27 protein-coding genes are annotated in these 24,956 nt (G+C 61.3%); 13 read left to right on the top strand and 14 right to left on the bottom strand.

Going from position 1 to position 24,956, the window contains the following annotated elements; genetic code table 11:
• Positions 1-29: 29 nt before the first annotated feature.
• Complete coding sequence (locus tag ACQZ5N_RS12130) at positions 30-722, top strand: TetR/AcrR family transcriptional regulator (RefSeq protein WP_020810447.1); 693 nt, start codon at positions 30-32, stop codon at positions 720-722.
• Here ACQZ5N_RS12130 and aroQ read toward each other — a convergent pair.
• The 12 genes from aroQ to pcaD form a co-directional block, all read right to left on the bottom strand.
• Complete coding sequence (gene aroQ / locus ACQZ5N_RS12125) at positions 697-1,140, bottom strand: type II 3-dehydroquinate dehydratase (RefSeq protein WP_059758442.1); 444 nt, start codon at positions 1,138-1,140, stop codon at positions 697-699. The genes ACQZ5N_RS12130 and aroQ overlap by 26 nt on opposite strands.
• Positions 1,137-2,006: a shikimate dehydrogenase gene (locus ACQZ5N_RS12120; protein WP_448733019.1), complete on the bottom strand. Its 870-nt coding sequence runs from the start codon at positions 2,004-2,006 to the stop codon at positions 1,137-1,139. Before ACQZ5N_RS12120 ends, aroQ begins: the two co-directional genes overlap by 4 nt.
• A gap of 72 nt (positions 2,007-2,078) precedes the next feature.
• Positions 2,079-2,837, bottom strand: coding sequence for an amino acid ABC transporter ATP-binding protein (locus tag ACQZ5N_RS12115; RefSeq protein WP_003505500.1), 759 nt, complete (start codon positions 2,835-2,837; stop codon positions 2,079-2,081).
• 30 nt (positions 2,838-2,867) lie between these two features.
• A complete protein-coding gene (locus ACQZ5N_RS12110; protein ID WP_059758439.1) occupies positions 2,868-3,707 on the bottom strand; it encodes a transporter substrate-binding domain-containing protein in 840 nt (279 codons plus the stop codon).
• Positions 3,708-3,742: 35 nt separating this feature from the next.
• The gene (locus ACQZ5N_RS12105) at positions 3,743-4,582 is read right to left on the bottom strand and encodes a transporter substrate-binding domain-containing protein (RefSeq protein WP_448733018.1); all 840 of its coding nucleotides are present in this window, start codon (positions 4,580-4,582) and stop codon (positions 3,743-3,745) included.
• Positions 4,583-4,623: 41 nt separating this feature from the next.
• Entirely contained in the window at positions 4,624-5,274 is a 651-nt protein-coding gene (locus ACQZ5N_RS12100; RefSeq protein WP_448733017.1) for an amino acid ABC transporter permease, read from the bottom strand.
• Positions 5,275-5,284: 10 nt separating this feature from the next.
• Complete coding sequence (locus ACQZ5N_RS12095; protein ID WP_020811502.1) at positions 5,285-5,953, bottom strand: amino acid ABC transporter permease; 669 nt, start codon at positions 5,951-5,953, stop codon at positions 5,285-5,287.
• A 472-nt stretch (positions 5,954-6,425) separates the two neighbouring features.
• Positions 6,426-7,487: a 3-carboxy-cis,cis-muconate cycloisomerase gene (locus ACQZ5N_RS12090; RefSeq protein ID WP_448733016.1), complete on the bottom strand. Its 1,062-nt coding sequence runs from the start codon at positions 7,485-7,487 to the stop codon at positions 6,426-6,428.
• Between the two features lie 68 nt (positions 7,488-7,555).
• Positions 7,556-8,176 (bottom strand): protocatechuate 3,4-dioxygenase subunit alpha, encoded by a 621-nt coding sequence (gene pcaG, locus ACQZ5N_RS12085; RefSeq protein WP_448733015.1) that lies wholly within the window; start codon positions 8,174-8,176, stop codon positions 7,556-7,558.
• Positions 8,177-8,178: 2 nt separating this feature from the next.
• Positions 8,179-8,919 carry a protocatechuate 3,4-dioxygenase subunit beta gene (pcaH, locus tag ACQZ5N_RS12080; protein WP_003505508.1) on the bottom strand — a complete coding sequence of 247 codons (741 nt, stop codon included), beginning with the start codon at positions 8,917-8,919 and terminating at the stop codon, positions 8,179-8,181.
• Positions 8,916-9,365, bottom strand: coding sequence for a 4-carboxymuconolactone decarboxylase (gene pcaC / locus ACQZ5N_RS12075; RefSeq protein WP_279658267.1), 450 nt, complete (start codon positions 9,363-9,365; stop codon positions 8,916-8,918). The genes pcaH and pcaC overlap by 4 nt, the downstream gene beginning before the upstream one ends.
• Positions 9,366-9,368: 3 nt before the next feature.
• Positions 9,369-10,166 (bottom strand): 3-oxoadipate enol-lactonase, encoded by a 798-nt coding sequence (gene pcaD, locus ACQZ5N_RS12070; protein ID WP_448733014.1) that lies wholly within the window; start codon positions 10,164-10,166, stop codon positions 9,369-9,371.
• A gap of 94 nt (positions 10,167-10,260) precedes the next feature.
• On the opposite strand from pcaD, the gene pcaQ reads away from it, so the two are divergent.
• Positions 10,261-11,202 carry a pca operon transcription factor PcaQ gene (gene pcaQ / locus ACQZ5N_RS12065; protein WP_078053171.1) on the top strand — a complete coding sequence of 314 codons (942 nt, stop codon included), beginning with the start codon at positions 10,261-10,263 and terminating at the stop codon, positions 11,200-11,202.
• Positions 11,203-11,401: 199 nt separating this feature from the next.
• Here the strand turns inward: pcaQ and pobA are convergent, their stop codons facing one another.
• Positions 11,402-12,574 carry a 4-hydroxybenzoate 3-monooxygenase gene (pobA, locus tag ACQZ5N_RS12060; RefSeq protein ID WP_448733013.1) on the bottom strand — a complete coding sequence of 391 codons (1,173 nt, stop codon included), beginning with the start codon at positions 12,572-12,574 and terminating at the stop codon, positions 11,402-11,404.
• A gap of 117 nt (positions 12,575-12,691) precedes the next feature.
• On the opposite strand from pobA, the gene ACQZ5N_RS12055 reads away from it, so the two are divergent.
• On the top strand, positions 12,692-13,615 hold the full coding sequence (locus ACQZ5N_RS12055; RefSeq protein WP_448733012.1) for a helix-turn-helix domain-containing protein: 924 nt from the start codon (positions 12,692-12,694) through the stop codon (positions 13,613-13,615).
• Here the strand turns inward: ACQZ5N_RS12055 and ACQZ5N_RS12050 are convergent.
• On the bottom strand, positions 13,585-14,346 hold the full coding sequence (locus ACQZ5N_RS12050; RefSeq protein WP_448733011.1) for an IclR family transcriptional regulator: 762 nt from the start codon (positions 14,344-14,346) through the stop codon (positions 13,585-13,587). The genes ACQZ5N_RS12055 and ACQZ5N_RS12050 overlap by 31 nt on opposite strands.
• Positions 14,347-14,482: 136 nt before the next feature.
• Between ACQZ5N_RS12050 and ACQZ5N_RS12045 the strand changes: the two genes are divergently transcribed.
• From ACQZ5N_RS12045 to ACQZ5N_RS12000, 10 genes are all read left to right on the top strand, one after another.
• Positions 14,483-15,190, top strand: coding sequence for a 3-oxoacid CoA-transferase subunit A (locus tag ACQZ5N_RS12045; protein WP_448733010.1), 708 nt, complete (start codon positions 14,483-14,485; stop codon positions 15,188-15,190).
• Positions 15,187-15,882 (top strand): CoA transferase subunit B, encoded by a 696-nt coding sequence (locus tag ACQZ5N_RS12040; protein WP_448733009.1) that lies wholly within the window; start codon positions 15,187-15,189, stop codon positions 15,880-15,882. Before ACQZ5N_RS12045 ends, ACQZ5N_RS12040 begins: the two co-directional genes overlap by 4 nt.
• 10 nt (positions 15,883-15,892) lie before the next feature.
• Positions 15,893-17,098: a 3-oxoadipyl-CoA thiolase gene (gene pcaF / locus ACQZ5N_RS12035; RefSeq protein ID WP_448733008.1), complete on the top strand. Its 1,206-nt coding sequence runs from the start codon at positions 15,893-15,895 to the stop codon at positions 17,096-17,098.
• 433 nt (positions 17,099-17,531) lie between these two features.
• Complete coding sequence (locus ACQZ5N_RS12030; RefSeq protein ID WP_262530904.1) at positions 17,532-18,560, top strand: LacI family DNA-binding transcriptional regulator; 1,029 nt, start codon at positions 17,532-17,534, stop codon at positions 18,558-18,560.
• A 278-nt stretch (positions 18,561-18,838) separates the two neighbouring features.
• The gene (locus ACQZ5N_RS12025) at positions 18,839-19,780 is read left to right on the top strand and encodes a sugar ABC transporter substrate-binding protein (protein WP_174046391.1); all 942 of its coding nucleotides are present in this window, start codon (positions 18,839-18,841) and stop codon (positions 19,778-19,780) included.
• Positions 19,781-19,917: 137 nt separating this feature from the next.
• Complete coding sequence (locus ACQZ5N_RS12020) at positions 19,918-20,826, top strand: sugar ABC transporter substrate-binding protein (RefSeq protein ID WP_448733039.1); 909 nt, start codon at positions 19,918-19,920, stop codon at positions 20,824-20,826.
• A 47-nt stretch (positions 20,827-20,873) separates the two neighbouring features.
• The gene (locus ACQZ5N_RS12015; RefSeq protein WP_080819044.1) at positions 20,874-21,770 is read left to right on the top strand and encodes a sugar phosphate isomerase/epimerase family protein; all 897 of its coding nucleotides are present in this window, start codon (positions 20,874-20,876) and stop codon (positions 21,768-21,770) included.
• Between the two features lie 10 nt (positions 21,771-21,780).
• On the top strand, positions 21,781-22,791 hold the full coding sequence (locus tag ACQZ5N_RS12010; protein ID WP_059758397.1) for a Gfo/Idh/MocA family protein: 1,011 nt from the start codon (positions 21,781-21,783) through the stop codon (positions 22,789-22,791).
• Positions 22,792-22,799: 8 nt separating this feature from the next.
• On the top strand, positions 22,800-23,585 hold the full coding sequence (locus ACQZ5N_RS12005) for a TIM barrel protein (RefSeq protein ID WP_448733007.1): 786 nt from the start codon (positions 22,800-22,802) through the stop codon (positions 23,583-23,585).
• A gap of 206 nt (positions 23,586-23,791) precedes the next feature.
• The gene (locus ACQZ5N_RS12000; protein ID WP_448733006.1) at positions 23,792-24,838 is read left to right on the top strand and encodes a LacI family DNA-binding transcriptional regulator; all 1,047 of its coding nucleotides are present in this window, start codon (positions 23,792-23,794) and stop codon (positions 24,836-24,838) included.
• The last annotated feature ends 118 nt before the right edge of the window (positions 24,839-24,956 follow it).

Raw genomic sequence — 24,956 nt, 5'->3', positions numbered from 1 at the left:
AGAGGCCAGCCCCGTCCAGGGAATGAAGCATGAGCAAAAGCACCACCTCCAAAGGCACCCGCGATACCCGGCAGGCGAAGCGCGATCCGGAAGGGGTGCGCCGGGATATTCTTTCGGTCGCGATGGAGGAATTTTCGCAGAATGGCCTGTCTGGCGCCCGCATCGATGAGATTGCGGCGCGCACGCGCACGTCCAAGCGCATGATCTATTATTATTTCGGCGACAAGGAAGGCCTTTACAAACGCGTGCTGGAGGAAGCCTATGCGCAGGTGCGCGGCGGCGAAGGCAGTCTTGAGCTGGATGATCTCGAGCCGGTCGCCGCACTTGAGAAGCTCTGTCGGTTTACCTTCGAGCACCACCGCCGCAACCCCGCTTTCGTGCGGATGGTGATGACGGAAAACATTCACCACGGCAGGCATATCAGGGTTTCCGAAGCGATCCGCAACGTCAACCGACCGGCCATTGAAATCATGCGCCGAATATTGAAGCGCGGGCAGGACGCCGGCGTGTTTCGGCCCGGACTGGATGCTCTTGAACTGCATTGGCAGATCAGTGCTTTGTCTTTTTATAACGTCTCGAACACGGAGACATTTTCGTTCAATTTTGGCGACACGCTTTTTAGCGAGGCCGGCCAGGAAGCGCTGTCTGCGCATGTGGCGGAGATGTTGCTGCGCTATGTATTGATGCCCGAGCATATTACGAGGATCGGGAAAGGCGATTGATGAGGTGGCGGAGCGCCACCTCATAGCCATCGACGCCGAGGCCGGCGATCACGCCTTCGGCGCGGGTCGAGATATAGGAATGGTGCCGGAAAACCTCGCGTTTGTGGATGTTGGAAATATGCACCTCGATCACCGGCCCCTCGAAGGCATTGAGCGCATCGAGGATCGCGACCGAGGTGTGGGTAAAGGCGCCGGGATTGATGACAATGCCCGCCGACTTGCCGCGGGCTTCGTGTACCCAGTCGATCAGCTCATATTCCCGGTTGCTCTGGGCAAAAAACAGATCGTGGCCCGCGGTTTCGGCGATCCCACGGCAATTGGCCTCGATATCGGCGAGCGTTTCATAACCATAGATTTCCGGCTGGCGCTGGCCGAGCAGGTTGAGGTTGGGGCCGTTCAGAACAGTGAAAAGGCTCATGCGACGCCCTCCGCCATGCAAAGCTCGGTGAAATGCGCCGTCATGCGCCCGGCATCCGGCTCGCGGCCGCAGAAGAGGCGGAATGCGCCGACGGCCTGAAACACCGTCATGCCGCCGCCGGGCAGCGTGCGACAGCCCTTTTTCGCCGCCGTCGCCAATAGCTCGGTGACAAGCGGCATATAGACGATATCGGCCACCCAGTGCCGCCGTTCGATGAGATCGGCCGGAACCGGCATGCCGGGATGGGCCGGCATGCCCATCGGCGTGGCGTGGATCAGGCCATCGGCAAAGGGCAGGGAGGCGGCGGGGTCTTTGACGGCAAGCGCGCGGCCCTCGCCGAAGCGGGCATTGAGTTCCAGGGCCAATTGCTCCGCCCTTGGGAAGTCCCGGTCGAAAATGTCGAGACGGGCAATATCGAGCTTCAATGCGGCATGGGCCACCGCAACGCCAGCGCCACCCGCGCCGACCAGAAGCGCCCGGTCACGCCGCGCATCCGGCAGGCCGCGCACGAAGCTTTCGTAAAAGCCGTACCAGTCGGTATTGTGGCCGATGCGGCGTCCGTCCCGGAAGACGACCGTATTGACGGCGCCCAGCATGCGGGCATCGTCCGACAGTTCGTGCAGATGCGGAATAACGGCCTGCTTGAAGGGATGGGTGATGTTGGTGCCGGAAAAACCGCGCGCTTCCAGCTCGTCCAGCAGGTCGGGAAGGGCGCTCGGCGGCAGCTTGCGGGCGGTGACATCCACCAGCTCGTAGGAATAATCGAGGCCATGAGCCGCCCCTTCGCGCATGTGCAGCGCGGGCGATTTGGAAAGCTGTATATCGGCGCCAATCAGGCCGACCTTGAAGGATTTTTTCTCTGTCATGATCACGTGTCGCTCATCGGACGGTGTGGGAGAGGCGGGATTATCCCCGCCCGTCTTAAGAGCGCGCGAACCTCAGTGGTGGGCGAGAATTTCGCCGAGGAACGTGCGCGTGCGCTGGTGCTTGGGATCGCGGAAGAATTCCTCCGGCGGGCCTTCCTCGATGATCTCGCCTTCCGACATGAAGATCACCCGGTCGGCCACTTGCCGTGCAAAGCCCATTTCATGGGTCACGCAGATCATCGTCATGCCGTCGCGGGCAAGGCCGATCATGGTGTCGAGCACTTCCTTCACCATTTCCGGGTCGAGCGCCGAGGTCGGCTCATCGAACAGCATGGCCTTCGGCTCCATGCACAGCGCCCGGGCGATGGCCGCGCGCTGCTGCTGGCCGCCGGAAAGCTGGGCCGGGTACTTGTCTGCCTGGTTGAGAATGCGCACGCGCTCCAGATATTTGCGCGCCGTCGCCTCCGCATCGGCTTTCGACAGGCCCTTCACCCGCATGGGCGCGAGCGTGCAGTTTTCCATGATGGTCTTGTGCGGGAAGAGATTGAAGCTCTGGAACACCATGCCCACTTCGCGGCGAACCGCATCGATGGCGCGGCTGGAATCCGACAGCGTCGTTCCCTCGACCGTGATCTTGCCCTCCTGGATTTCCTCCAGATGGTTGATACAGCGGATCAGCGTGGATTTGCCCGAACCGGACGGCCCGCAAAGAACGATTTTTTCGCCCTTGCGAACCGTCATGTTGACGTTTTTAAGCGCGTGGAAGGCTCCATACCACTTTCCCACCCCTTCAAGGGCGATCAGCGGAGCCTGAGCGGCGGATTGCGGCATGGAACTTTCCTTCATGCTTTGGCAGCAGTGTTAGTTGACGGTGTAGGGAATGTCGGGAAGCGAGGCCGGGAACTGCGGTACCGGGCGCTTCATCCATTTGGCGTAGACTTTTTCGAGGTCGCCATTGGCCTTGATCTTGTCCAGATAGGCGTTCAGCGCTTCGTTCCAGTCCTTTTCGCCGGGGCGTGTGGCGGCGCTGTTGTAAAGGGTCACGAGGTCGAACTTCACCTCGTAATCCTTGCCGCCGGCAGCCGCGAGACGGTCGCCATAGAACTGGTTACCGCCGATCGCCTCGATCTGGCCCGACAGGATGGCCTGAATGGTGGCGGCGTCGTCATCGAAGCGAAGGATATTCGCCTTGGTGCCAGCCCCTGCCGTCAAGGCCGTATCCATCGGGCTGGATTTCGGCGCGCCGACGGTCATTCCGGTCAGATCGTCGAAACCGGCGATCTTCTTGTCCTTGGTGGCATAGACCGACATGACATTATGCGCGTAGGGCTGCGCATATTGCACGTTCTTCGCCCGCTCCGGCGTCATTCCCATCGATGCGAACAGGGCGTCGACCTTGCCGGTGCGAAGCGACGGGATGCGGTTGGCGACGGCAAGCGGCACGAATTCCACCTTCAGCCCCAGATAATCCGCAAATCCCCTTGCGAGATCGGCGTCGTAACCCTCCTGAACGCCGGTGGAATTGATGAAACCCCAGGGCGCATTGTCGCCCTGGATACCGATCACGACCTTGCCGCTGGCTTTTGCCTCGTCAAGCGTTCTCGCATCTGCCGCCACCGGCGTCAGAACCGGCAGCAAAGCTGCCGCCAGTCCCGCCGCAAGGGTTGCTCGCCAACCCGTCAGGGTTTTCAAGATTCTCATTGTTTCCTCCTCCCAAATCCAGACGGAACCCGCCGTTACTTCACGGTGAACGGGATGTCGGGCAGGCTGTCCGGGAAGGCCGGGACTTCGCGCTTCATCCACTTGTCGTAGATCTTTGCGAGCTGGCCGTCGGACTTGATCTTGTCGAGGAAGGCGTTGACGGTTTCGTTCCAGTCCTTTTCGCCGGGGCGGGTGCCGGCGCCGTTGTAAAGCGTCGTCAGGTCGAATTTCGGCTCGTATTTGCCTTCGGCAGCCTTGTTCAGGCGGTCGCCGTAGAACTGGTTGCCACCGACAACCTCGACCTGGCCTGAGATCAGCGCCTGAATATTGGCGGCGTCATCGTCGAAGCGCAGGATATTGGCCTTCGAGCCGGCGCCTGCCGTGATCGAGGTATCCATGGCGCTCGACTTCGGCACGCCGACGGCGATGCCGGTCAGATCGTCATAACCGCCGATCTTCTTGTCCTTGGGGCCGTAGACGGAAAGCACGTTGCCGGCATAGGGCTTGGAATATTGAATGGTCTTGGCGCGTTCGGCCGTCATGCCCATGGTTGCGAACAAGAGGTCGACCTTGCCGGTCAGAAGCGCCGGAATGCGGTTGGCCACGGCGAGCGGTACGAACTCAACCTTGACGCCGAGATAATCGGCAAAGGCCTTGCCGATATCGGCATCGAGGCCATCCTGCACACCGCTGGAATTGACGAAGCCCCACGGCGAGTTGTCGCCCTGAATGCCGATGACGACCTTGCCCTTGGCCTTGGCCTCTTCCACCGTGCCGGCGAAAGCATCGACCGGTGCGACGAAGGGCAGGGCAACCGTTGCCGCGGCAAGCGCGAGCAGGGCGCGACGAGAGAATTTCATGCTGGTGGTTTTCATCTTTTGCTCCTCCTTACAAAGCTGATGATGTCTTCATGGACTTAGCGGGTTGCGGTCTGCAGCCGCTTTTCAACGCCGGCGCCCCACAGGGAAAGCGGCCAGCAGATCAGGAAATAGATGACGCCGACGAGGGCGAAGACGGTGAGCGGGCGGAACGTCTGGTTGGAGACGATCTGGCCGGCGCGCGACAGCTCGACGAAGCCGACAATGGCCGCAAGCGAGGTACCCTTGATGAGCTGCACGAGGAAACCGATGGTGGCCGGCAGCGAAATCTTGAAGGCCTGCGGCAGAACCACGTCCTTCATGCGCGAGATGTAATGCAGGCCGAGCGCATTGGCGGCTTCCGTCTGGCCTTTCGGCACCGCCTGGATGCCGCCGCGCCAGATTTCGCCGAGGAAGGCGCTGGCATGCAGCGTAAAAGCGATGGCGACCGCAATCCAGGCATCGACATTGAGGCCCGCAAGCGCCACGCCGTAATAGACCACGAAAAGCTGCATCAGGAGCGGCGTGCCCTGAAAGACGGCGATGTAACCGGTGCTGGCGCGCTGGATTGCCGGGCTGTCCGCGACGCGGGCAAGCGCCACGCAAAGGCCGAAGACGCCGCCGCCGATAAAGCCGATGATGGTCAGCGCAAGCGTCCATTTCAGGCCTTGCAGCAGGAAGAAGAGTTCGTTGGGACCGATGGATGCCATTGTCTTTTCCTCACTTGACCGGATAGCTGAAGGATGCGCGGGAGATGAGCGAGAAAATGCCCATCATCAGCGAGGAAATGACCAGATAAAGCAGCGTGATCGAGAAATAGACCTCGAAGGACCGGAAGGTATCCGCCTCGATCTTCTGCGCCACCGAGGTCAGCTCGTAAGCGGCGATCGAGGTACAGACCGAGGTGGTCAGCGTCAGCATGATGAACTGGCTGGTGAGCGAGGGATAGACCGCCCGCAGCGCCGGCTTCAGGATGATGTGCCGGAAGATCTGCGCGCGGTGAAGGCCGAGCGCAAGCCCCGCCTCCACCTGGCCCTTGGGAATGGAATCGACCCCGCCGCGAATGATTTCAATCGCATAGGCGCCGCCGTTCAGAGCCAGCGCAATGATGGCCGTTACCGTCGGGTTGAGCTTGATGCCGATCTGCGGCAGGGCGAAGAAGATGAAGAATATCTGCACCAGAAACGGCGTGTTGCGGATTGTTTCCACAAAACCGATGACGAGGCCGCGCAGCAGCTTGAACCGCGAGCGGCGGGCGACGACGCCCAGAACGCCGATGACGGTGGCGAGCGACATGCCGGCAATCGCAAGGCCGATCGTCGCCAGACAGGCTAAAAGCAGCTCGGGAAGGCGCTCTATGACCGCCGAAAAATCGAGACTGTAAGACATTCTTCCTCCCAACCCGTTCGGGTCCGGACAGGCGTTTCGCCTTGTCCGCATCGCTTTGGAAACCTTGCGGCGCCAAAGCCCTCCATTTGTCGTTCACTGTCGCCGCAGGCTTCAAAACCCCTGTCGTCGGCAGGTTGTTAATCTTAATGTTTGTACCAGTTAGTTCATTTTTGTGTCAAGCGTCATGCCCGGTTAAAAAGCAGCTTTCATGCTGTTTTTTCATTTTCTGGATTTTTGAATAAAGTATTTTTTATCAATGACTAATGCGGAAAAGCGCAAGCGCTTTCCACGCGTCGTCATGCTGCTTCCGGCCCGCCGTTCGGCAGTGCTCGGAAACCCTGTCTGAACACGAAATCGACCGACCTTGCGGCTGGAGTTTTTTCGCTTTTCTTCGAACCGCGAAAACACTCCACCTCTTTGTTTTGACGCATTTCCGGACGGGAAACCGGGTTCCACTTTTCCTGGAAATGCTCTAGTTTTCGCCTGTGCCCAGCCTGTCTATCTGCTCGGCCAATCGCTCGGCGATCAGCAGCGAGGCGCCCGTTGCCGTCACCATTTGCGGCAGCGACAGCCATTCCAGCATCCAGCCCGCGCCGGATCGTTCCTGTTCGTGCACGAGCGACTGGTGCAGGGCGGATATCTGCACGGCATTGAAGCGCGCGAGCGTCACCAGCGCTTCGGCATTGACCGGGTTCTGTTTGTGCGGCATGGCCGAGGAGCCGCCGCCGCCGGAGAGGCGGATTTCCGCACCGAGTTCGGCCATCAGTGCGATATCCTGCCCGAACTTGCCGAGCGCGCCGGTGATCAGCGAGAGCAGATTGGCGAATTCGGCGATGCCGTCGCGCTGGCTGTGCCATTGCGGCCTGTCGGCAAGGCCGAGCCGTTTTGCGAGATCGGCACGCACCGCTGCGGCATTGTCGCCAAGCTTTTCCAGCGTACCGGCCGCGCCGCCGAATTGCAGGGCGAAGCCGCTCTGCGTGAAATTTTCGAGCCGCAGCAGGTGGCGTTCCAGCGGCGCAGTCCAGCTGGCCGCCCGGTCGGCGACGGTGATGCCGATGGCGGCCTGCATGCGGGTATAGCCCGTCAGCGGGTTGTGGCCGTCGCGGGAGGCAAGGTCTCCTAGCGTATCGATCAGGCGGCCGAGCCGGGCCGAGATGATTTCCGCCGCAGCCTTCAGCCGCAGCATCAGGCTGGTATCGATGACATCCTGGCTGGTGGCGCCGAAATGCACCCTGTCCGCCGCCTGACCGGCGACCGCCGCGCGCATCTGCCGGATGAGTTCCGGAACCACGACGCCGTCCTTCGCGACGCCATGACGAAGCGCGGTCATATCGGCGGCAAAATCCGAAAGCCGCGAAACGATCGCTTCCGCCGCCTCCTCGGGAATGATGCCGGCCTGCGCTTCCGCCTGCGCCAGCCCCGTCTCGAAACGGACCATGGCGTCGATATCCGCTCTTGCCGAAAACAGCTCGACGATCTCGCTGTCGCCGAAGAGGCCTGACAAAAACGGATGCTCGAAGGGGGAAAGGCTCATCTTCCGTCTCGCTTTCTTTTGCGCATATCGTCGTCGCAAAACCGCTGCACACTTTTGCGCGATATGCGTCAGATATCGAAAAACACGGTTTCGTCTTCGCCCTGAAGGCGGATATCGAAACGATAGACGTTGCCTTCCTCTTTTTTGGCGACAAGCGTGGCGATGCGGCTTTTCTGCTCGATGCGGGCAAGAACCGGGTCGGCGGCATTGGCCTCCTGTTCTTCCGGGAAATACATGCGGGTCTGCAAGCCGATATTGATGCCGCGTGCGACGATCCAGAAGGTGATGTGCGGCGCCATCGGCCGGCCGTCGCGGAACGGCACCTTGCCCGGCTTGATGGTTTCGAAGACGAATTCGCCCGTATCCATGTCGCCGGGCGAGCGGCCCCAGCCGATGAAATTCGGATCGGCCTTGCCCCGCGTTTCGCTGGGGCTGTTGTAATAACCGTCGGTATCGGCCTGCCAGATTTCGATCAGCGCGTCCTTCAGCGCCATGCCCGCACCGTCATAGACCGTGCCGCGCACGCTGATGCGTTCGCCGCGGGCCTTGTCGTTATAAAGCGGACCGGAACCGAGATCCTTCTCGAACACGCCCTCGATGCCGACGAAATTCGGCGTGCAGCCGATATGCACGTAAGGGCCGGCCGTCTGCGAGGCGGTTTCCTTGAGATAGTTGAGCGGCTGAACCATGGTCAGTTGCCCTCCATGCGATTTTCGAAAAGGGTCGAGCGGCGGCCACGCAGGACGATGTCGAACTTGTAGGCCAGCATGTCCATCGGCAGCGTCGCATTCATGTCCAGCGGCGCGATCAGTCTTCTGATCGCATCCTCGTCCGGAATGGTCTTGACGATCGGACATTTCCAGATCAGCGGATCGCCTTCGAAATACATCTGGGTGATGAGCCGCTGGGCGAACCCGTGGCCGAAGACCGAGAAATGGATATGGGCCGGCCGCCAGTCATTGACGCCGTTCGGCCACGGATAAGCGCCGGGCTGGATGGTCTTGAACCAGTAATAGCCGTTCTCATCCGTGATGGTGCGGCCGACGCCGCCGAAATTCGGATCGATAGCGGCGAGGTAGCTTTCCTTCTTGTGGCGGTAGCGGCCGCCGGCATTGGCCTGCCAGAATTCCACCAGCGCGCCATCCACGCCGCGACCGCGCTCGTCCAGCACCCGGCCGTGCACCAGAATGCGCGGCCCGACCGGCATTTCGCCGGGGCGGGCATAGTTGAGGATGAGGTCGTTATCCAGCGGGTTCAGCATTCCATGGCCGAAGACCGGGCCGGTGATCTCGCTTTTCGTGCCTTCCAGCGAAATCAGCGCGCGCTGCGGCGAGCGCAGGATCGAGGTCTTGTAGCCGGGCGCATAGGCGAGCGGATGGATGTCGCGGTTGCGTGCGAAGAACGGTCCGGTTTCCGGCGGCTGGTTGCTCATTTCGTCTCCTCCTCATCGCCAGAATTATAAGTGCCAGAATTATCAGGGGAACTATCGACTTTCATGCTGGCCAGGGCAAGCTTGGCGATTTTGAAAGCGTGGTTGGCGGCGGGCACGCCGGCATAGATGGCCACATGCAGCAGCGCCTCGCGAATATCCGCCTCGGTGGCGCCGGTATTGGCGGTGGCGCGCACATGCATGGCAAGTTCCTCGTCCTGCCCGAGTGCGGCGAGCAGGGCGATGGTGACCATCGAGCGCTCGCGCTTCGTCCAGTGGTTGCCCGACCACACCGTGCCCCAGGCGGCTTCGGTGATGAGCTGCTGGAAAGGCTGGTCGAAACCGGACGTCATGGTCTGCGCCCGGTCGACATGGGCGTCGCCGAGCACGGAGCGGCGGGTCTTCATGCCCTGTTCGAATCTTGCGTTCTTGTCGATATGGTCCGCCATCGGTCAATGCTCCGGCAAGGTCTTGAGAAAAATGGAGGCTGCCTGTGCGTAGGCGAGCGGCTGTTCAAGGCAGGGAATGTGGCCGCAGCCGGCGATGGTGACGAGACGGCTTGCGGGAATGAGATCCGCGAGCGACCGCACCAGTTCCGGTGGGGTGGAGCCATCCTGATCGCCCGCCACGCAAAGCGTCGGCACGGCGATGTGCCCGGCCTCTTCGGTAAAATCCGCATCGCGGATGGCGGCGCAGGTGCCGCTATAGCCGGCTTCCGGCTGTTGCGAAAGCATGTTGCGCGCCCCGGCATAGGCGGCATTGTCAGGCTGACGGAAGGCGGGTGTGAACCAGCGCTCCATGACGGGATCGACCAGCGAGACAAGGCCGTCTGCGGCGATCTTGTCGATGCGGGCGTTCCACATCTCCGCCGTGCCGATCCTGTGGGCGGTGTTGCTGAGCACCAGAGCGCGCACCAGATCGGGACGGCGGGCATAAAGCCCCTGCGCAATCAGGCCGCCCACCGACAGGCCCCAGATGATCGCGCTCTTCACGCCAAGATGATTGAGCAGCGCGATCAGATCGCCGGCATGATCGTCGATGGAATAGGGAGCGCGCCCGACATCGGAAAGCCCATGGCCGCGCTTGTCGTGCAGCACATAGGCATAATCATCGCCGAGCGCTTCGATCACCGCATCCCAGATGCGGAAATCGGTGCCGAGCGAATTGATGAAGGCGATGACCGGCTTGCCTGTGTCCAATCCCCTGACGCGGTAATGGATCACGGCCTCGCCGCAGCGCAGAAAATGCATGATGTGCTCCTCCTGCCGGGGATATTGCAAGCGGGTTCCGGTTAAGTAAAATGACATTATCGATGAAAATCATAACCTGTGGATTATATGAGCGATGGTCGATCAGCGTATCAAGTTCCGCCACCTGCAAACTTTCGTGGAGGTGGCGCGGCAAAAGAGCGTCATCCGCGCTGCGGAAATCCTGCATGTCAGCCAGCCGGCGGTGACGAAGACGATCCGTGAACTGGAAGATATTCTCGGCGTCTCGCTGTTCGACCGGGAGGGGCGCGGCATCCGCATCAGCCGTTATGGCGAGGTGTTCCTGCGCCATGCCGGCGCGACGATGACGGCGCTCAGGCAGGCGGTCGATTCGGTATCGCAGGAGGCGGCGCGCGCCGGTCCGCCGGTGCGGGTCGGCGCGCTGCCCACGGTGTCTGTTCGCATCATGCCGAAGGCGATGGCCGGTTTTCTGGCCGAGAAAACCGGCAGCCCGGTGAAGATCGTCACAGGCGAAAACGCCGTGCTGCTGGAACAACTGCGCGTCGGCGATCTCGATCTTGTTGTCGGCCGTCTGGCTGCACCGCAGAAAATGGCGGGTTTTTCATTCGAGCATCTCTATTCGGAAAAGGTGCGCTTCGTGGTGCGCGCCGGGCACCCGCTGTTGTCACCCGGCCTTTCGGTGTTCGATCACCTGCATGAATATCCGGTGCTGATGCCGACGCGGCAATCGGTCATCGGCCCCGTCGTCGAGCAGTTTTTGATCGCCAACGGCGTGCCGGCCCTGCCGATCCGCATCGAAACCGTGTCGGACGCCTTCGGTCGCGCCTTCCTGCGCACCAGCGATGCGATCTGGATCATCTCGGAAGGCGTGGTGGCGGCCGATGTGGCGGATGGTATTCTGGCGATCCTGCCCGTCGAGACCGGCGATACCAGTGGCCCGGTGGGGCTGACGGTGAGGGCCGATACGCAGCCCTCGCTGCCGCTTTCGCTGCTGATGCAGGCTATTCGCGAGGCGGCGGGCGAGTTGCTGGATGGTAGGCCGGAGGCCGGTTCTTGAGATGAGGGTGGGGGTCGGAAAAGTCTGAGAACCTCTCCTTCGTCATTCCGGCCTTGAGCCGGAATCCAGCCGCGACGCGTTCTGCGCCGTGAAAAGAGTCTTTTGCGATCAATGACTTGATCGCGCTGGACCCCGGATCAGGTCCGGGGTGACGGGTGTGGAAACGGTAGAGATAAAAGCCGCGTGTCTGGGGCAGCCCCTAATAAGGAAGCCCCACATAATTCTCCGCAAGCGCGGTGGAAGCGGCGCGCGATTGCACGAGGTAGTCCAGCTCCGCCTCCTGAATGCGCTGGCCGAAATCTCCGGTATCGGGAAAACGATGCATCATCGTCGTCATCCACCAGGAGAAGCGCACGGCCTTCCAGACGCGGGAAAGCGCCTTCTGCGAATAGCCGTCGATGCCGGCCTCGGACTTCTCGCGATAAAATTCGATCAGCGCCTCGCTCAGATAATGCACATCGCTGGCGGCAAGGTTGAGACCCTTCGCGCCCGTCGGCGGCACGATATGGGCGGCGTCTCCGGCCAGAAACAGCCTTCCGAACCGCATCGGTTCACAGACGAAGGACCGGAGCGGCGCGATGGATTTTTCAAAGGACGGGCCGGTTACCATCACATCCGCATGGTTTTCCGGCAGGCGACGGCGGATTTCGTCCCAGAAACGCTCGTCGCTCCAGTCCTCCGGCCGGTCCTCCAGCGAACACTGAATGTAATAACGGCTGCGGGTGTGCGAGCGCATGGAACAGAGCGCAAAACCGCGCGGGTGGTTGGCATAGATGAGTTCATGGCTGACGGGCGGCACATCGGCCAGAATGCCGAGCCAGCCGAAAGGATAGACCTTCTCGAATTCCTTGATTGCGCCCTGAGGCACCGATTTGCGGCTCACCCCGTGGAAGCCGTCGCAGCCGGCGATGAAATCGCAATCGATCCGGTGGGTTACGTCGTCTTTCTGATAGGTGACATAGGGGCTTGCGCCATCGAAATCATGCGGTTCGACATTGCCGGCGTCGTAGATGGTCACAAGGTTTGCCGCTTCGCGGACATCCATCAGGTCATGGGTCACCTCGGTCTGGCCATAAACCATCACATGGCTGCCGCCGGTCAGGTCGAAGAGATCGATACGGTGGTCGCGGCCGTCGAAGGTCAGCGAAAAACCGTCATGCGGCAGGCCTTCCCGGTGCAGGCGCTTATCCGCGCCGACCTTTTCCATGAGCTGCACCGTGCCTTCTTCCAGCACGCCGGCGCGGACACGGCCGAGAATGTAATCCTTGCTGACCCGGTCGAGAATGACGGTCTCGACGCCTTCTCTGGCCAGAAGCTGGCCAAGCAGAAGCCCTGAAGGGCCGGAGCCGATGATGACGACCTGGGTGCGCATTGTTTCCTCCCGAACTTGTCTCCTATCAAGAAATTGACCAAGGGATGCGGCAAGCTCAATGGACTTTCTGATCGGCAAATTGCACAATCCGACCATTGTGCGGAGGAGCGAAGGAACATGCGGCTTGCTGCGAGTGAGGGTTTGTATGGCGAAGAAGCGGTGCAAGGCACTGATTTCCGCTTTCATTGCGAGACGCTTTTTTCCAGAAGCAGCCTGCACCGCTTTGAAATCGGCCTGCACCGTCACGCTGCCTTTCAGCAAATCTTGTACATTTGGGGCGGCGAGGGCGATGCGCTGCTGGATGGCCGCATCGAGGCGATCCGCCCGCCGGTCGCCATTGTCGTGCCGCCGGGGTTCGAACATGGCTTCCGGTTTTCGCGCGATATTGGCGGGGTGATCGTTACCGTGCTGCCGGGCGCCCTGCCGGCATCGGTGCAGGCGCTGTTGCTGCGGAATTTCCACCGGCCTGTCCTGTTGCCGCTGCGGGATTTTACCGATGGCGAACGCCTGCGCAGTGGGTTCGAACAGATTTCGGCTGAATATGAAACACGCGAGACAGGCCGGGATGCTATCATCGAAGGTCAACTGGCCATCGTGACGGCGCTTCTTGCGCGGGCGGCGCGGCCGCTGCTGGAAGGAACCGGCGAAGGTCTTGCGGAACAGCGTTTCGAATTTTTGCTGTCGCTGATTGCACGCCATATTCGCGAGCCGCAAAAGGCGGAGTTTTACGCGAAAAAGCTCGGTCTTTCCGAGACCCATCTCAACCGTCTGGTCCGCTCCGTTTCCGGCCTCAGCCTGCAGCGGCTGATCGCTAAACGTCAGATCGAGATCGCCCAGCAGGAGCTGATCTTTACCGTTTCCAGCGTGCAGATGATTGCGGAGGGGCTGGGCTTTGCCGATCCGGCCTATTTCAACCGGTTCTTCAAGCGCGAGACCGGCATGACGCCGCGCGCCTGGCGGCTGGCGGAGCAGCGGAAAATGGGGGATTCCGGGGCGCGGCAGGTGCCGCTTCAGACCAGCATTCTTGCCAGTTCCCGCTGAACGGCAAGAAGGGCGGGCAGGTATCGCTCCACCAGATCCTCCATCGAGGCGACCGAGGCGGCAAGGCCGACATTGAGGGCGGCAACCGTCTGGCCGCGCATGGTTTTCAGCGGCACGGCGATGGAGCGAAGGCCGATCTCTACCTCCTGATCGATCAACGCATAACCGCGATGGCCGGTGGCCTCGATTTCGGCGAGCAGGGCGTCCATGGCAATAATGGTCCTTTCCGTGCGCGCCACCAACCGGGAGGCTTCGAGAATGTCGCGCCGCCGCTCGGCCGTCTGCGCCGAAAGAAGAACGCGGCCCATGGAGGTGCAATAGGCGGGCAGGCGCGAACCTGGCATCAGCGCAATCGACATGACCCGCTGCTGCGCGGCGCGGGCCACATAAACGATCTCGGTCTCATCCAGAATGGAGACGGAGGTGCTCTGTCCGATCTCTTCGGAAAGTCGGTCGAGCAGCGGCTGCACGATGCGCGGCAGCGGCATGGTGGCCAGACAGCCGGTGCCGAGGCGCAGCACCTTCGGCGTCACGGTAAAGAACTTGCCGTCATAAGCGGCATAACCGAGTTCCGAAAGCGTCAGCAGGCAACGCCGCGTCGTGGCGCGGTCCAGCCCGGCAATCTCTGCTGCATCGGAAATCGACAGTCGCGGCCGCTCGGCGCTGAAGGCCTCGATCACCCGTAATCCCTTGGCGAGACCGCCCATCATGTCTCTTTCGCTGACGGCCATGTCGAAGCTCCATTTGTGCGATATACGAACAAAAATCATATACCGCACAAAATCCTTGCCGTCGAGCCGGTTTCGGATTTACCTCACGGTCAGGCAGCCTTGCGGGTTCCATCCGTCCGGCTGGATGGAGGTTTTAATGGACAAGACAATCAAGAGCGCGGAAGAGGCGCTTTCCGGCATCGGTGACGGTGCGACGATCATGATCGGCGGTTTCGGAGGCTCCGGCGCGCCCATCGAGCTGATCCATGCACTGATCGACAAGGGCCCGAAGAACCTGACGGTCATCAACAACAATGCCGGCAACGGCCGCATCGGCATCGCCGCGATGATCGACGCCGGCATGGTCAAAAAGATGATTTGCTCCTTCCCGCGCTCTTCCGATCCGCGAGCCTTTACCGACAGATATCTGGCCGGCGAAATCGAGCTGGAACTGGTGCCGCAGGGCACGCTTGCCGAGCGCATCCGCGCCGGCGGTGCGGGCATTCCGGCCTTCTACACCCCGACCGGTTTCGGCACGGAACTGGCTGAAGGCAAGGTGATCGCGGAATTCGACGGCCGCTCTTACGTGCAGGAGCGCTGGCTGAAGGCGGATTTCGCGATCGTCAAGGCCGAGCTTGGCGATACCTATGGCAACCTCACCTACAATAAGGCGGGCCGCAATTTTAACCCGCTGATGTGCATGGCCGCGAAGACCACCATCGCGCAGGTCTCGAAGATCGTCGCCGCCGGCGAGATCGACCCGGAGCATGTCGTGACACCAGGCATTTTCGTGAACGGCGTCGTGGAAATTCCCGAGCCGCAACAGGAAGAAGTCCTCATTCGTGCGGGAGTAGCCTACGCATGACCCAGACCATCGACACCCGCGAAGACATCAAGCTTTCCAACGCCCAGATCGCGTGGCGCGCGGCGCAGGACATCGAAGACGGCGCTTACGTCAATCTCGGCATCGGCTTTCCTGAAATGGTGGCGCGTTACCAGCCGCCCGGTCGACAGGCGATTTTCCATACCGAAAACGGTATTCTCAATTTTGGCGAAGCGCCGCCGGAAGGTGAAGAGGACTGGAACCTTATCAATGCCGGCAAGAAGGCCGTGACGCTGAAACCCGGTGCCGCCTTTTTCCACCATGCCGATAGCTTCGCCATGGTGCGCGGCGGGCATCTGGATGTGGCGATCCTCGGGGCCTATCAGGTGGCGCAGAATGGCGATCTCGCCAATTGGCGTGTCGGTTCCAAGGGCGTGCCGGCGGTCGGCGGGGCCATGGATCTGGTGCATGGCGCCAAGCAGGTCTTCGTCATCACCGAACATGTGACCAAGAACGGCGAACCGAAGCTCGTTGAGAAATGCGCTTTCCCACTAACCGGCGTCGGCTGCATCACTCGTATCTATACCAGCCATGCTGTCATAGACGTGGTGGATGGCCGTTTCGTGCTGCGTGAAAAACTGTCGGCGATGACGTTCGATGAATTGCAGGCCATGACCGGTGCGCCGCTTCATGTCGACGGCGAGGTCGCCGATCTCGTCGCCCCGGAACTTTAAGGAAAAACCGATGACCGACGCATTCATCTGCGACTATATCCGCACGCCCATCGGCCGCTTCGGCGGCGCGCTTTCTTCGGTGCGGGCCGACGATCTCGGGGCGGTGCCGCTGAAGGCGCTTGTCGAGCGCAACCCGTTCGTCGACTGGGAAGCGGTCGAAGATGTGATCTTCGGTTGCGCCAATCAGGCGGGTGAGGATAACCGCAACGTCGCACGCATGTCGCTGCTGCTCGCCGGCCTGCCGGTTTCGGTGACCGGAACGACGATCAACCGGCTGTGCGGTTCGGGCATGGATGCCCTCATCGCAGCCGCCCGCGCCGTGAAATCGGGCGAGGCGGAATTGATGATCGCCGGCGGCGTCGAAAGCATGAGCCGCGCGCCCTTCGTTCTGCCGAAGGCGGAGAGCGCCTTTTCGCGCAATGCCGAAATCTACGACACCACCATTGGCTGGCGTTTCATCAACCCGCTGATGAAGGCGCAATATGGCGTCGATTCCATGCCGGAAACCGGCGATAACGTGGCCATTGACTATCAGGTTTCCCGTGAGGATCAGGACGCCTTTGCCGTTCGCAGCCAGCAGAAGGCGGCTGATGCGCAGGCCAATGGTCGCCTCGACAGGGAAATCGTGTCCGTGACCATCCCGCAGCGCAAGGGCGATCCGCTGGTGGTCTCGAAGGACGAACACCCGCGTGCGACCAGCCTTGAAGCGCTGGCGAAGCTGAAGCCGGTCAACAGGCGCGAGGGCGCGACGGTGACGGCGGGCAATGCGTCCGGCGTCAATGACGGCGCGGCCGCACTCATCGTCGCATCGGCGGAAGCTGTGAAAAAATACGGGCTGACGCCGATTGCCCGCATTCTCGGCGGTGCCGCCGCCGGCGTGCCGCCGCGCGTCATGGGCATCGGCCCGGCCCCGGCCTCCGCAAAGCTGCTGGCCCGGCTTGGGCTGAAGCAGGAGCAGCTGGATGTGATCGAGCTGAATGAGGCTTTCGCCAGCCAGGGCCTTGCGACGCTGAGGCAGCTCGGCATTGCGGATGACGATGCGCGGGTGAATGCCAATGGCGGCGCCATCGCGCTCGGCCATCCGCTCGGCATGTCCGGCGCGCGCATTGCCGGCACGGCGGCGCTTGAACTTTCGCTGACCGGTAAGCGTCTTGCGCTCGCCACCATGTGCATCGGCGTCGGGCAGGGTATCGCCGTGGCGCTGGAACGCGTCTGATTGTCTGGCGGCATTCGGCATCGTCAAAACGGTGCGAATGCCGCTGCCGCAGTTTCCTTACGTGTGACAGTGGCCATTCAGGCTACTCGGCGGGCGGGTGATTTTCTCGCTCTGACATATCCCCGCCTCCTCATTCCTGTTCCCCGGAACAAGCCCGAGGATGTCACAGGAATCCAGCCGACGCGCGTCTGCGCGGCGAAAGGACTCTTCTCAGCCCAAGGACTTGGGCTGGCTGGATCTCTGTGACAAGCACAGAGATGAGGGAAGGAGCGTACTGGACCAGGCAAGTCGGCCCTGCGGTGTAGCTCTGGCCTGATTACTCTCTGATGAAGCACTCCATGCCCTTATCCCTTCACGCATGTTGGATTCCATCATGATCCGTGACATGTTTTGCGAGATATGACAGGAATCTTTCCGTCTACGGGGTGCCCGCATGAAACGTCCGACCATCACAGATGTTGCGACAGCCGCTGGCGTCAGCGTCGCCACCGTCGACCGGGTGCTGAACGGCCGGCTGCCGGTGCGGGAGGAAACCTCCCGGCGGGTGTTCGAGGCGGCGGAGAAGATCGGTTTCCATGCCACCAACATCATTCGCCAGCGCATGCTGGCCGATCTGCCGTCCTATAGTCTCGGCATCATTCTGCGCAAGGAACGGCACGCCTTCTACCAGACCTTTGCCGACGAGCTGGAGCTTGCGGCGCGCAACGTCCGGGATCGCCATCTCAATCTGCGCATCGAATTCGCCCAGTCGGGCGAGCCGAGCGAGCTTGCGGCCCTTCTGACGGGCATGAAGGGCCGCGTGCAGGCCGTGGCGGCCACGGGGCCTGACCATCACGATGTCACCGCCGCCGTCGAGGCCCTGAAGGCGAAGGGCATTCCGACATTTTCGCTGCTTTCGGATTTCGCGCAGGGGGTGCGGGAAGCTTATCTCGGCGCCAACAACATGAAAGTCGGGCGCACGGCGGCCTGGATGATCTCGCGGCTGGCGCGCAGCAGGGGGAAGGTGCTTCTGCTGCTCGGCGGCCACCGTTTTCACGGTCATTCGCTGCGCGAAACCGGCTTTCGCAGCTATATGCGGGAATATGCGCCGGAATTCGAGGTGATGGACGCGCTGATCACGCTGGAAACCCGGCGGCTGACCTATGAGCTGGTGATGGACACCATCGCCAAGCACAAGGATCTGGTCGGCATCTATTGCATCGGCGGCGGCATGGAAGGCGTCATCGAGGCCCTGCAGCAGGAAAACCGGCAGGAGGCCATCGTCTGTCTTGTGAATGAACTGACGCCCGAATCCCGTCAGGCGCTGCTGGAAAAGCGTATCAGCGGCATATTCCAGACGCCGCTCCGTGAATTGTGCGCGGACCTCATCGCCACCATGGTTCACAGCATCGAACACGGCATGGCGGAAACGCCGGGACAGCGGTTTGTACCCGCCCATCTGTGGGTTCCTGAAAGCCTTTGATGGTTTGATAGATTCTATCATAAATTCCGCGTCTCTTTCTATCAGCCTTGATGGTTTCTGTTGCCGCTGACCCGTTGACGCCGGACCAGGACTGGGAAATCTTGCCTGCGTGTGGAGCGGGCAGGAGGCTGATCCACGATAATAACGATGTTTCGGATTGCTTCAGGCTGCGGACTTGTCTTCGCGGCGACGGGTATTTTTTGCCGGAAAACGGTGGCGGCGCGATGGGCGCTGGACCGTGCAGCCGGTTCTTTTCAAGGGTTTTGGAGGAGAACAACATGAAAAGACATTTCGCGATTGCAGCGCTCGCCACCATGCTGGCGACGACCGCCTCGGCGGAAACCATCGGCGTTTCGATGGCCCTGTTCGACGATAATTTCCTGACCGTGCTGCGCAACGGCATGATCGATTATTCCAAGGGCATGAGCGGCGTTTCGCTGCAGATCGAGGATGCGCAGAACGATGTCGGCAAGCAACTGAGCCAGGTGCAGAACTTCGTCGCCGCCGGTGTCGACGCCATCATTGTCAACCCGGTGGATACGGATGCGACCGTGGCGCTTTCGCAGGCTGCCGCTGCCGCCGGCATTCCGCTCGTTTACGTCAACCGCCAGCCGGTCAACCTCGACAGCCTGCCGGAAAAGCAGGCCTTCGTTGCCTCCGATGAAAAGCAGTCCGGCACCCTGCAGACGCAGGAAGTCTGCCGCCTGCTGAAGGCGGCCGGCAAGGCGGAAGCGAAGGCGGTGGTGATGATGGGCGAGCTTTCCAACCAGGCGGCCCGCATGCGCACGCAGGATATCAAGGACGTGGTGGCGACGTCCGATTGCAGCTTCATCAAGCTTGTCGAGGAACAATCCGCCAACTGGTCGCGCACTCAAGGCTCGGACCTGATGACCAACTGGCTTTCGGCCGGGGTGCAGTTCGATGCGGTGATTTCCAACAATGACGAAATGGCCATCGGCGCGATACAGTCGCTGAAGGCGGCCGGCCGATCGATGGATGACGTCATCATCGCCGGCATCGACGCCACGCAGGATGCGCTTGCCGCCATGGCGGCGGGTGAGCTGGATGTGAGCGTTTTCCAGAATGCCGCCGGTCAGGGCAAGGGCGCGGTTGATACGGCGCTGAAACTGGCAAAGGGGGATGCGGTGGACAAGAAGGTTTTCGTACCCTTCGAACTGGTCACACCCGCAAACCTCAAGGACTATCAGGCCAAGAACTGAGACCCGTTCGGGCCTGACAATGACGTGACAGACCGAAGATGCTGAAGGCGGGGGAGGATATTCCGGCTTCAGCGATATCAGTGCGATTGAACCAGCGGAAGTTTTCCGCGGGAGGAAAGACTTTGAAAAACCTGTTGATGGCGACTGCGCTCTGTATTTTCGCAACGCCTGCCCTTGCCGAGACCCGTGTTGCGGTCTCCATGACATCGTTCGACAATCCGTTCCTGACGATTTTGCTGAACGGTATCAGGGCTGAGGCCGGGCGTGACAAGAACATCGAGCTTCTGGTGGAAGACGCCCAGCTCGATCCTTCGAAACAGCTCAATCAGGTGCAGAATTTCATCGCCAACGGTGTCGATGCGATCATCGTCAATGCCGTGGATGGCGATGCCACCTCGGCGATCACCAAGGCCGCGTCCGCCGCAAAAATCCCGCTCGTTTATGTCAATCATCCGCCGGCAGAACTCGAAACCGGCCTGCCTGACGGCACGGCCTTCGTCGGTTCCAACGAACTCGATTCCGGCACCATGGAAGCTGAAGCCGCCTGCAAGCTGATGGGCGGCAAGGGCAAGGCCGTGATCCTGATGGGACCATTGGAAAACCATGCGGCGCTGGTGCGCACCAAGGATGTGGAAACGGTGTTTTCCAAGCCGGACTGCAAGATCGAAATCCTCGAAAAGCAAACGGCGAACTGGAGCCGGACGCAGGCGCAGGACCTCGTTTCCTCCTGGCTGACGGCGGGCATCCAGTTCGATGCCGTCATCGCCAACAATGATGAAATGGCGATCGGCGCCGCGCAGGCGCTCAAGGCAGCGGGCATTTCCATGAAGGATGTCGTCATTGCCGGCATCGACGCCACGCCGGACGGTCTTGCCGCCATGCAGGCCGGCGATCTCGACATTACCGTCTACCAGAATGCGACGAAGCAGGGCGAAGTCTCGGTTCAGACGGCGGTGAAGGCCGCTGCCGGGCAAAGCACTGAGAAGACGCTTTGGGTGCCCTTCGAACTCGTGACCCCGGAAAACATGACCGCCTACGCCAAATAAGCGGGGGCTTCGGCCCCGGTCCATCTATCACTCCACTGGAAACAGCCATGAAACATACGCTCGATCCCCACATGTTCCGGCACCTCTCCCTGGCCGAGACCTGCCGCAAGGTTGCCGAACTCGGTTATGATTACGTCGAACTTTCACCCCGTCCGGATTTTCTTTCCTGGTGGACCCGACCGAAGGTCTATCCCGAACGCGTCGCCGAATTCAAAAAGGCGCTGAAGGACCATGGTGTCGGCCTTGCGACGCTGCAGCCCATGTATCGCTGGGCAAGCCCCTATCCGGACGAATGGGAGGTGGCGATCGACAACTGGAAACGCGCCATCGAGATTGCCGTCGAGATGGAATGCCCGATGTTCGTTTCGGAATTCGGCCGCGGCGGCTCGCCGGAGCGCAGCCTCAACGACCGTTCCGGCCTGCATCGGCCGGAAACCTGCGAAGCGCAGTTCTTCCGCGCCATGGATATTCTGGTGCCGATCCTCGAGCGGGAAGGTCTGGTACTGTCGCTGGAGGCCCATCCCGAAGACTGGATCGAGGAGATCGCGCCGGCCATCGACATCATCAAGACCATCAATTCCAAGGCGGTAAAGGCCTCCTTCATCGCGCCGCACACGTTCTTTTACGGTCCGGACATGGTGGCGAACCTGCGTGCGACCGAGGGCCATCTGGTGCATGTGCGCCTTGCCGATACCTATGACCACAACAAGTCGTCGCAGCTGCGTTACATCGTCAATCCCCCCGGCTCGAAGGTCAGGGTGCACCAGCACACCGATTTCGGCCAGGGCGAGATCGACTGGGAAACCTTCTTTGCGACGCTTGCCGACATGAAATTCGACGGCGTGCTGTCGAACTGCGTCTTTGCCTGGGAAGATCGTGTCGATGAAAGCGCACGGTTCATGCTCAGCGAAACCCGGCGATACGTCGCCAAATACTGGAAATGAGGTTTTTCAGATGACTGTGAGAATTGGTGTCGTCGGCACCGGCGCAATCGGGCGTGATCATGCCCGCCGTATCAATAAGGTTCTGGGCGGCGCGAAGATCGTTGCGCTGAGCGACGTCAACCGTGCCTCCGCCGAGGCGGTCAAAAACGACATCGCCCCGGATGCCGTCGTTTTCGCCACCGGCGAAGAGCTGATCGCATCGCCGGATGTGGATGCCGTGCTCGTCACCTCATGGGGTGCCACGCATGAGCAATATGTGCTGGCGGCAATCGCCGCCGGCAAGCCATGCTTTTGCGAAAAACCGCTGGCGACAACGGCGGAAGGCGCAAGACGCATCGTCGACGCCGAGGTGGCGCATGGCAGGCGGCTGGTTCAGGTGGGCTTCATGCGCCGATATGATGCCGGTTACGTGGCGCTGAAACAGGCCGTCGATAGCAGGATCGGCGCGCCGATCATGGTGCACGCCGCCCACCGCAACCCGGCGGTTCCGGAGCAATATGTCACCCCGATGGCGATCCATGACACGATGATCCATGAGATCGACGTGCTGCGCTGGCTACTCGACGATGACTATGTTTCGGCGCGCGTTCTCTTTCCCCGTTCGGCGGCCAGAAGCCATGCGCGGCTGAAGGACCCGCAGATCGTCATTCTGGAGACGGCGAAGGGCACGATCATCGACGTCGAAATCTTCGTCAATTGCCATTATGGCTACGATATCCAGTGCCAGGTGGTGGGCGAGGACGGCATTGCCAGCCTGCCGGAGCCGATGTCGGTACAGACCCGCCTCGGTGCCAAGCTGCAGAACGATATCCTTACCGACTGGAAAGACCGCTTCATCGCCAGCTACGATGTCGAATTGCAGGACTTCATCCATGCGGCGGCGAAGGGCACGGCATCGGGACCCAACGCCTGGGACGGCTACGTGGCCGCCATTACCTCCGACGCCTGCGTGGCCGCGCAGGAAACGGACGGGGCAGCCGTCGCAATTGAGCTTCCCACCCGTCCCGCCCTTTATCAGTGAGGTCTTTCATGCGTTTTGCCATCAACCACATCACCGCGCCGAAGCTCTCCCTTGAGGCGTTCTTCGCGACAGCCCGCGAACTCGGCCTTGCCGAAGTCGAAATCCGCAACGACCTGCCTGATATCGTCGGCACGGTGGAGCCGGCGGCCGTGAAGGCGGCGGCCGAAAGGGCCGGCGTGACGATCATCTCGATCAATGCGCTTTATCCCTTCAACGTCTGGTCGGGCGACCTGCCTGCGCGGGCCGTCGCCATGGCCGATTATGCGGCGGCCAGCGGCGCGAAAGCGCTGGTCATGTGCCCGCTCAACGACGGTACGCCGGTGTCCTTTGACGATCTCGTCACGGCGCTGAAGGCCATGAAGCCGATCCTTAAGGAACGCGGCCTGATCGGTTTCGTCGAGCCGCTCGGTTTCCCGATCTCTTCGCTGCGCACCAAGGCCGAAGCGATCAAGGCCATCGATGCGGCCGGTGGCGGCGATGTCTACAGGCTGGTGCACGACACCTTCCACCACCATCTCGCAGGCGAGACGGAGTTCTTCCCGGAGCGAACGGGGCTGGTCCACATTTCAGGCGTGATCGATCCTGCGGTCTCCGTAACCGACATGCTCGACGCCCACCGCGTTCTGGTGGATGACGGCGACCGGCTGGAGAATATCGCCCAGATCAGGACGCTTGAGGCGGCCGGTTACAAGGGACCTTACAGCTTCGAACCCTTCGCGACGGAAGTGCACGAGCTGAAGGATCCGGCCGCTGCCGTAAAGAGCAGCATCGACCATATCTCCCAGGCGCTCTGACCGCCTCGCCGCCCGCGGTTCGCTGCGGGCGGCGTTTCTTGCGGGGGATTAAAAACCCAGAGAAATCAATTCCGCATTTACGGATGATGCTGTAGTCTTCCGGCGACGAGAGAACAGCAAACAGGCACGGGTATTCTTCAGATCGACTGCGTGAGGCAGGCTTTCTGCCCGCACCGTCCGAAGTAGAGTGGTTGAATTTCCCCTTTATGAAAATAGACAGGAAAACGACGCTTAAGGACGTGGCGCGGGAGGCGAATGTTTCGCTGAGCACGGCTTCCCACGCCATCAACGGCACCGCACCCTTGACCACGCAGGTGCGCGAACGGGTGCTGGAGGCGGCACGCGCACTTGGTTATCTCGAAAACCGGCGACAGAAGGCGACGATCGCGACTTTGCGTGTTGTGCTTCTGGCCATGACCAATGATGCAGCCCCGCAGAGCGACCTTAACATGGTCAGCTGGACGATGCTGAACGGCTTCCGGCGCGAATGCGAGCGGCGCGGCATTCGCATCGTTCCCTATGTCAGCACAACGAGCCGGCTCGACCCGGTTGCGGTTGCGGCGGCGGCGGATGCCGACAATGTCGACGGTATCGTGATCCTGAACGATGACAGGCCGCAACTGGTCGAGGCGCTATCTGCGCTTTCCCGGCCGGTGGTGCTGATCAATGGCGAGGACCCGGCCATGATCGTCGATACGGTGACCGCCGAGAACCGTTTTGGTGCGCGGCTCGGTATCGAACATCTGCTGTCGCTCGGGCATCGCAATATTCTGCACATCACCTGGAAAGGGCGCACGACGATCCGCCGCCGATATGACGGTTATAGCGACGCATATCTCGCGGCGGGTCTCACTGTTCCCGCCGATATGGTCATCGAGGTGGAGAGCTACGAGCCGGAATGGGGCGAGGCCGCCATCCGCCGCCTGCTGGCCGAACAGCGGCCGCTCAGAAACGCCACGGCGATTTTCTGCGCCGCCGATAATCTGGCGCTCGGTTGTCTGAAGGCCCTGACAGAAGCCGGAATCCGGGTGCCGGACGATGTTTCGGTCTTGGGGTTTGACGATATCATGCCGGCGGCCTTCAGTGTACCGCCGCTCAGCACCATACAGTTGCCCGCCGACAGGCTGGGCGGCGCGGCGCTTGCGCTGCTGGAGCAGCGGCTTGTGGCGGCTGATCCGACGCGTCCGGCGCACCGGCTGGAACTCGGCTGTCGGCTGGTGTTGAGGGGCAGCATCGCGTCGCCGCCGAAGTAGGATCATAGGCCGTCTCTGCGGGCTGGTGGCAGAATGCCTGTTGGGAGGCTAATTTTCTCGCCGTCATGCCGGACTTGATCCGGCATCCAGCCGACGCGGCTCTCGCGCGGCGGAGAGA

Source organism: Agrobacterium sp. 22-221-1, assembly GCF_053522445.1.
Note: the sequence above shows the minus strand (reverse complement) of the source record. Positions and strands in the feature narration are given on the sequence as shown.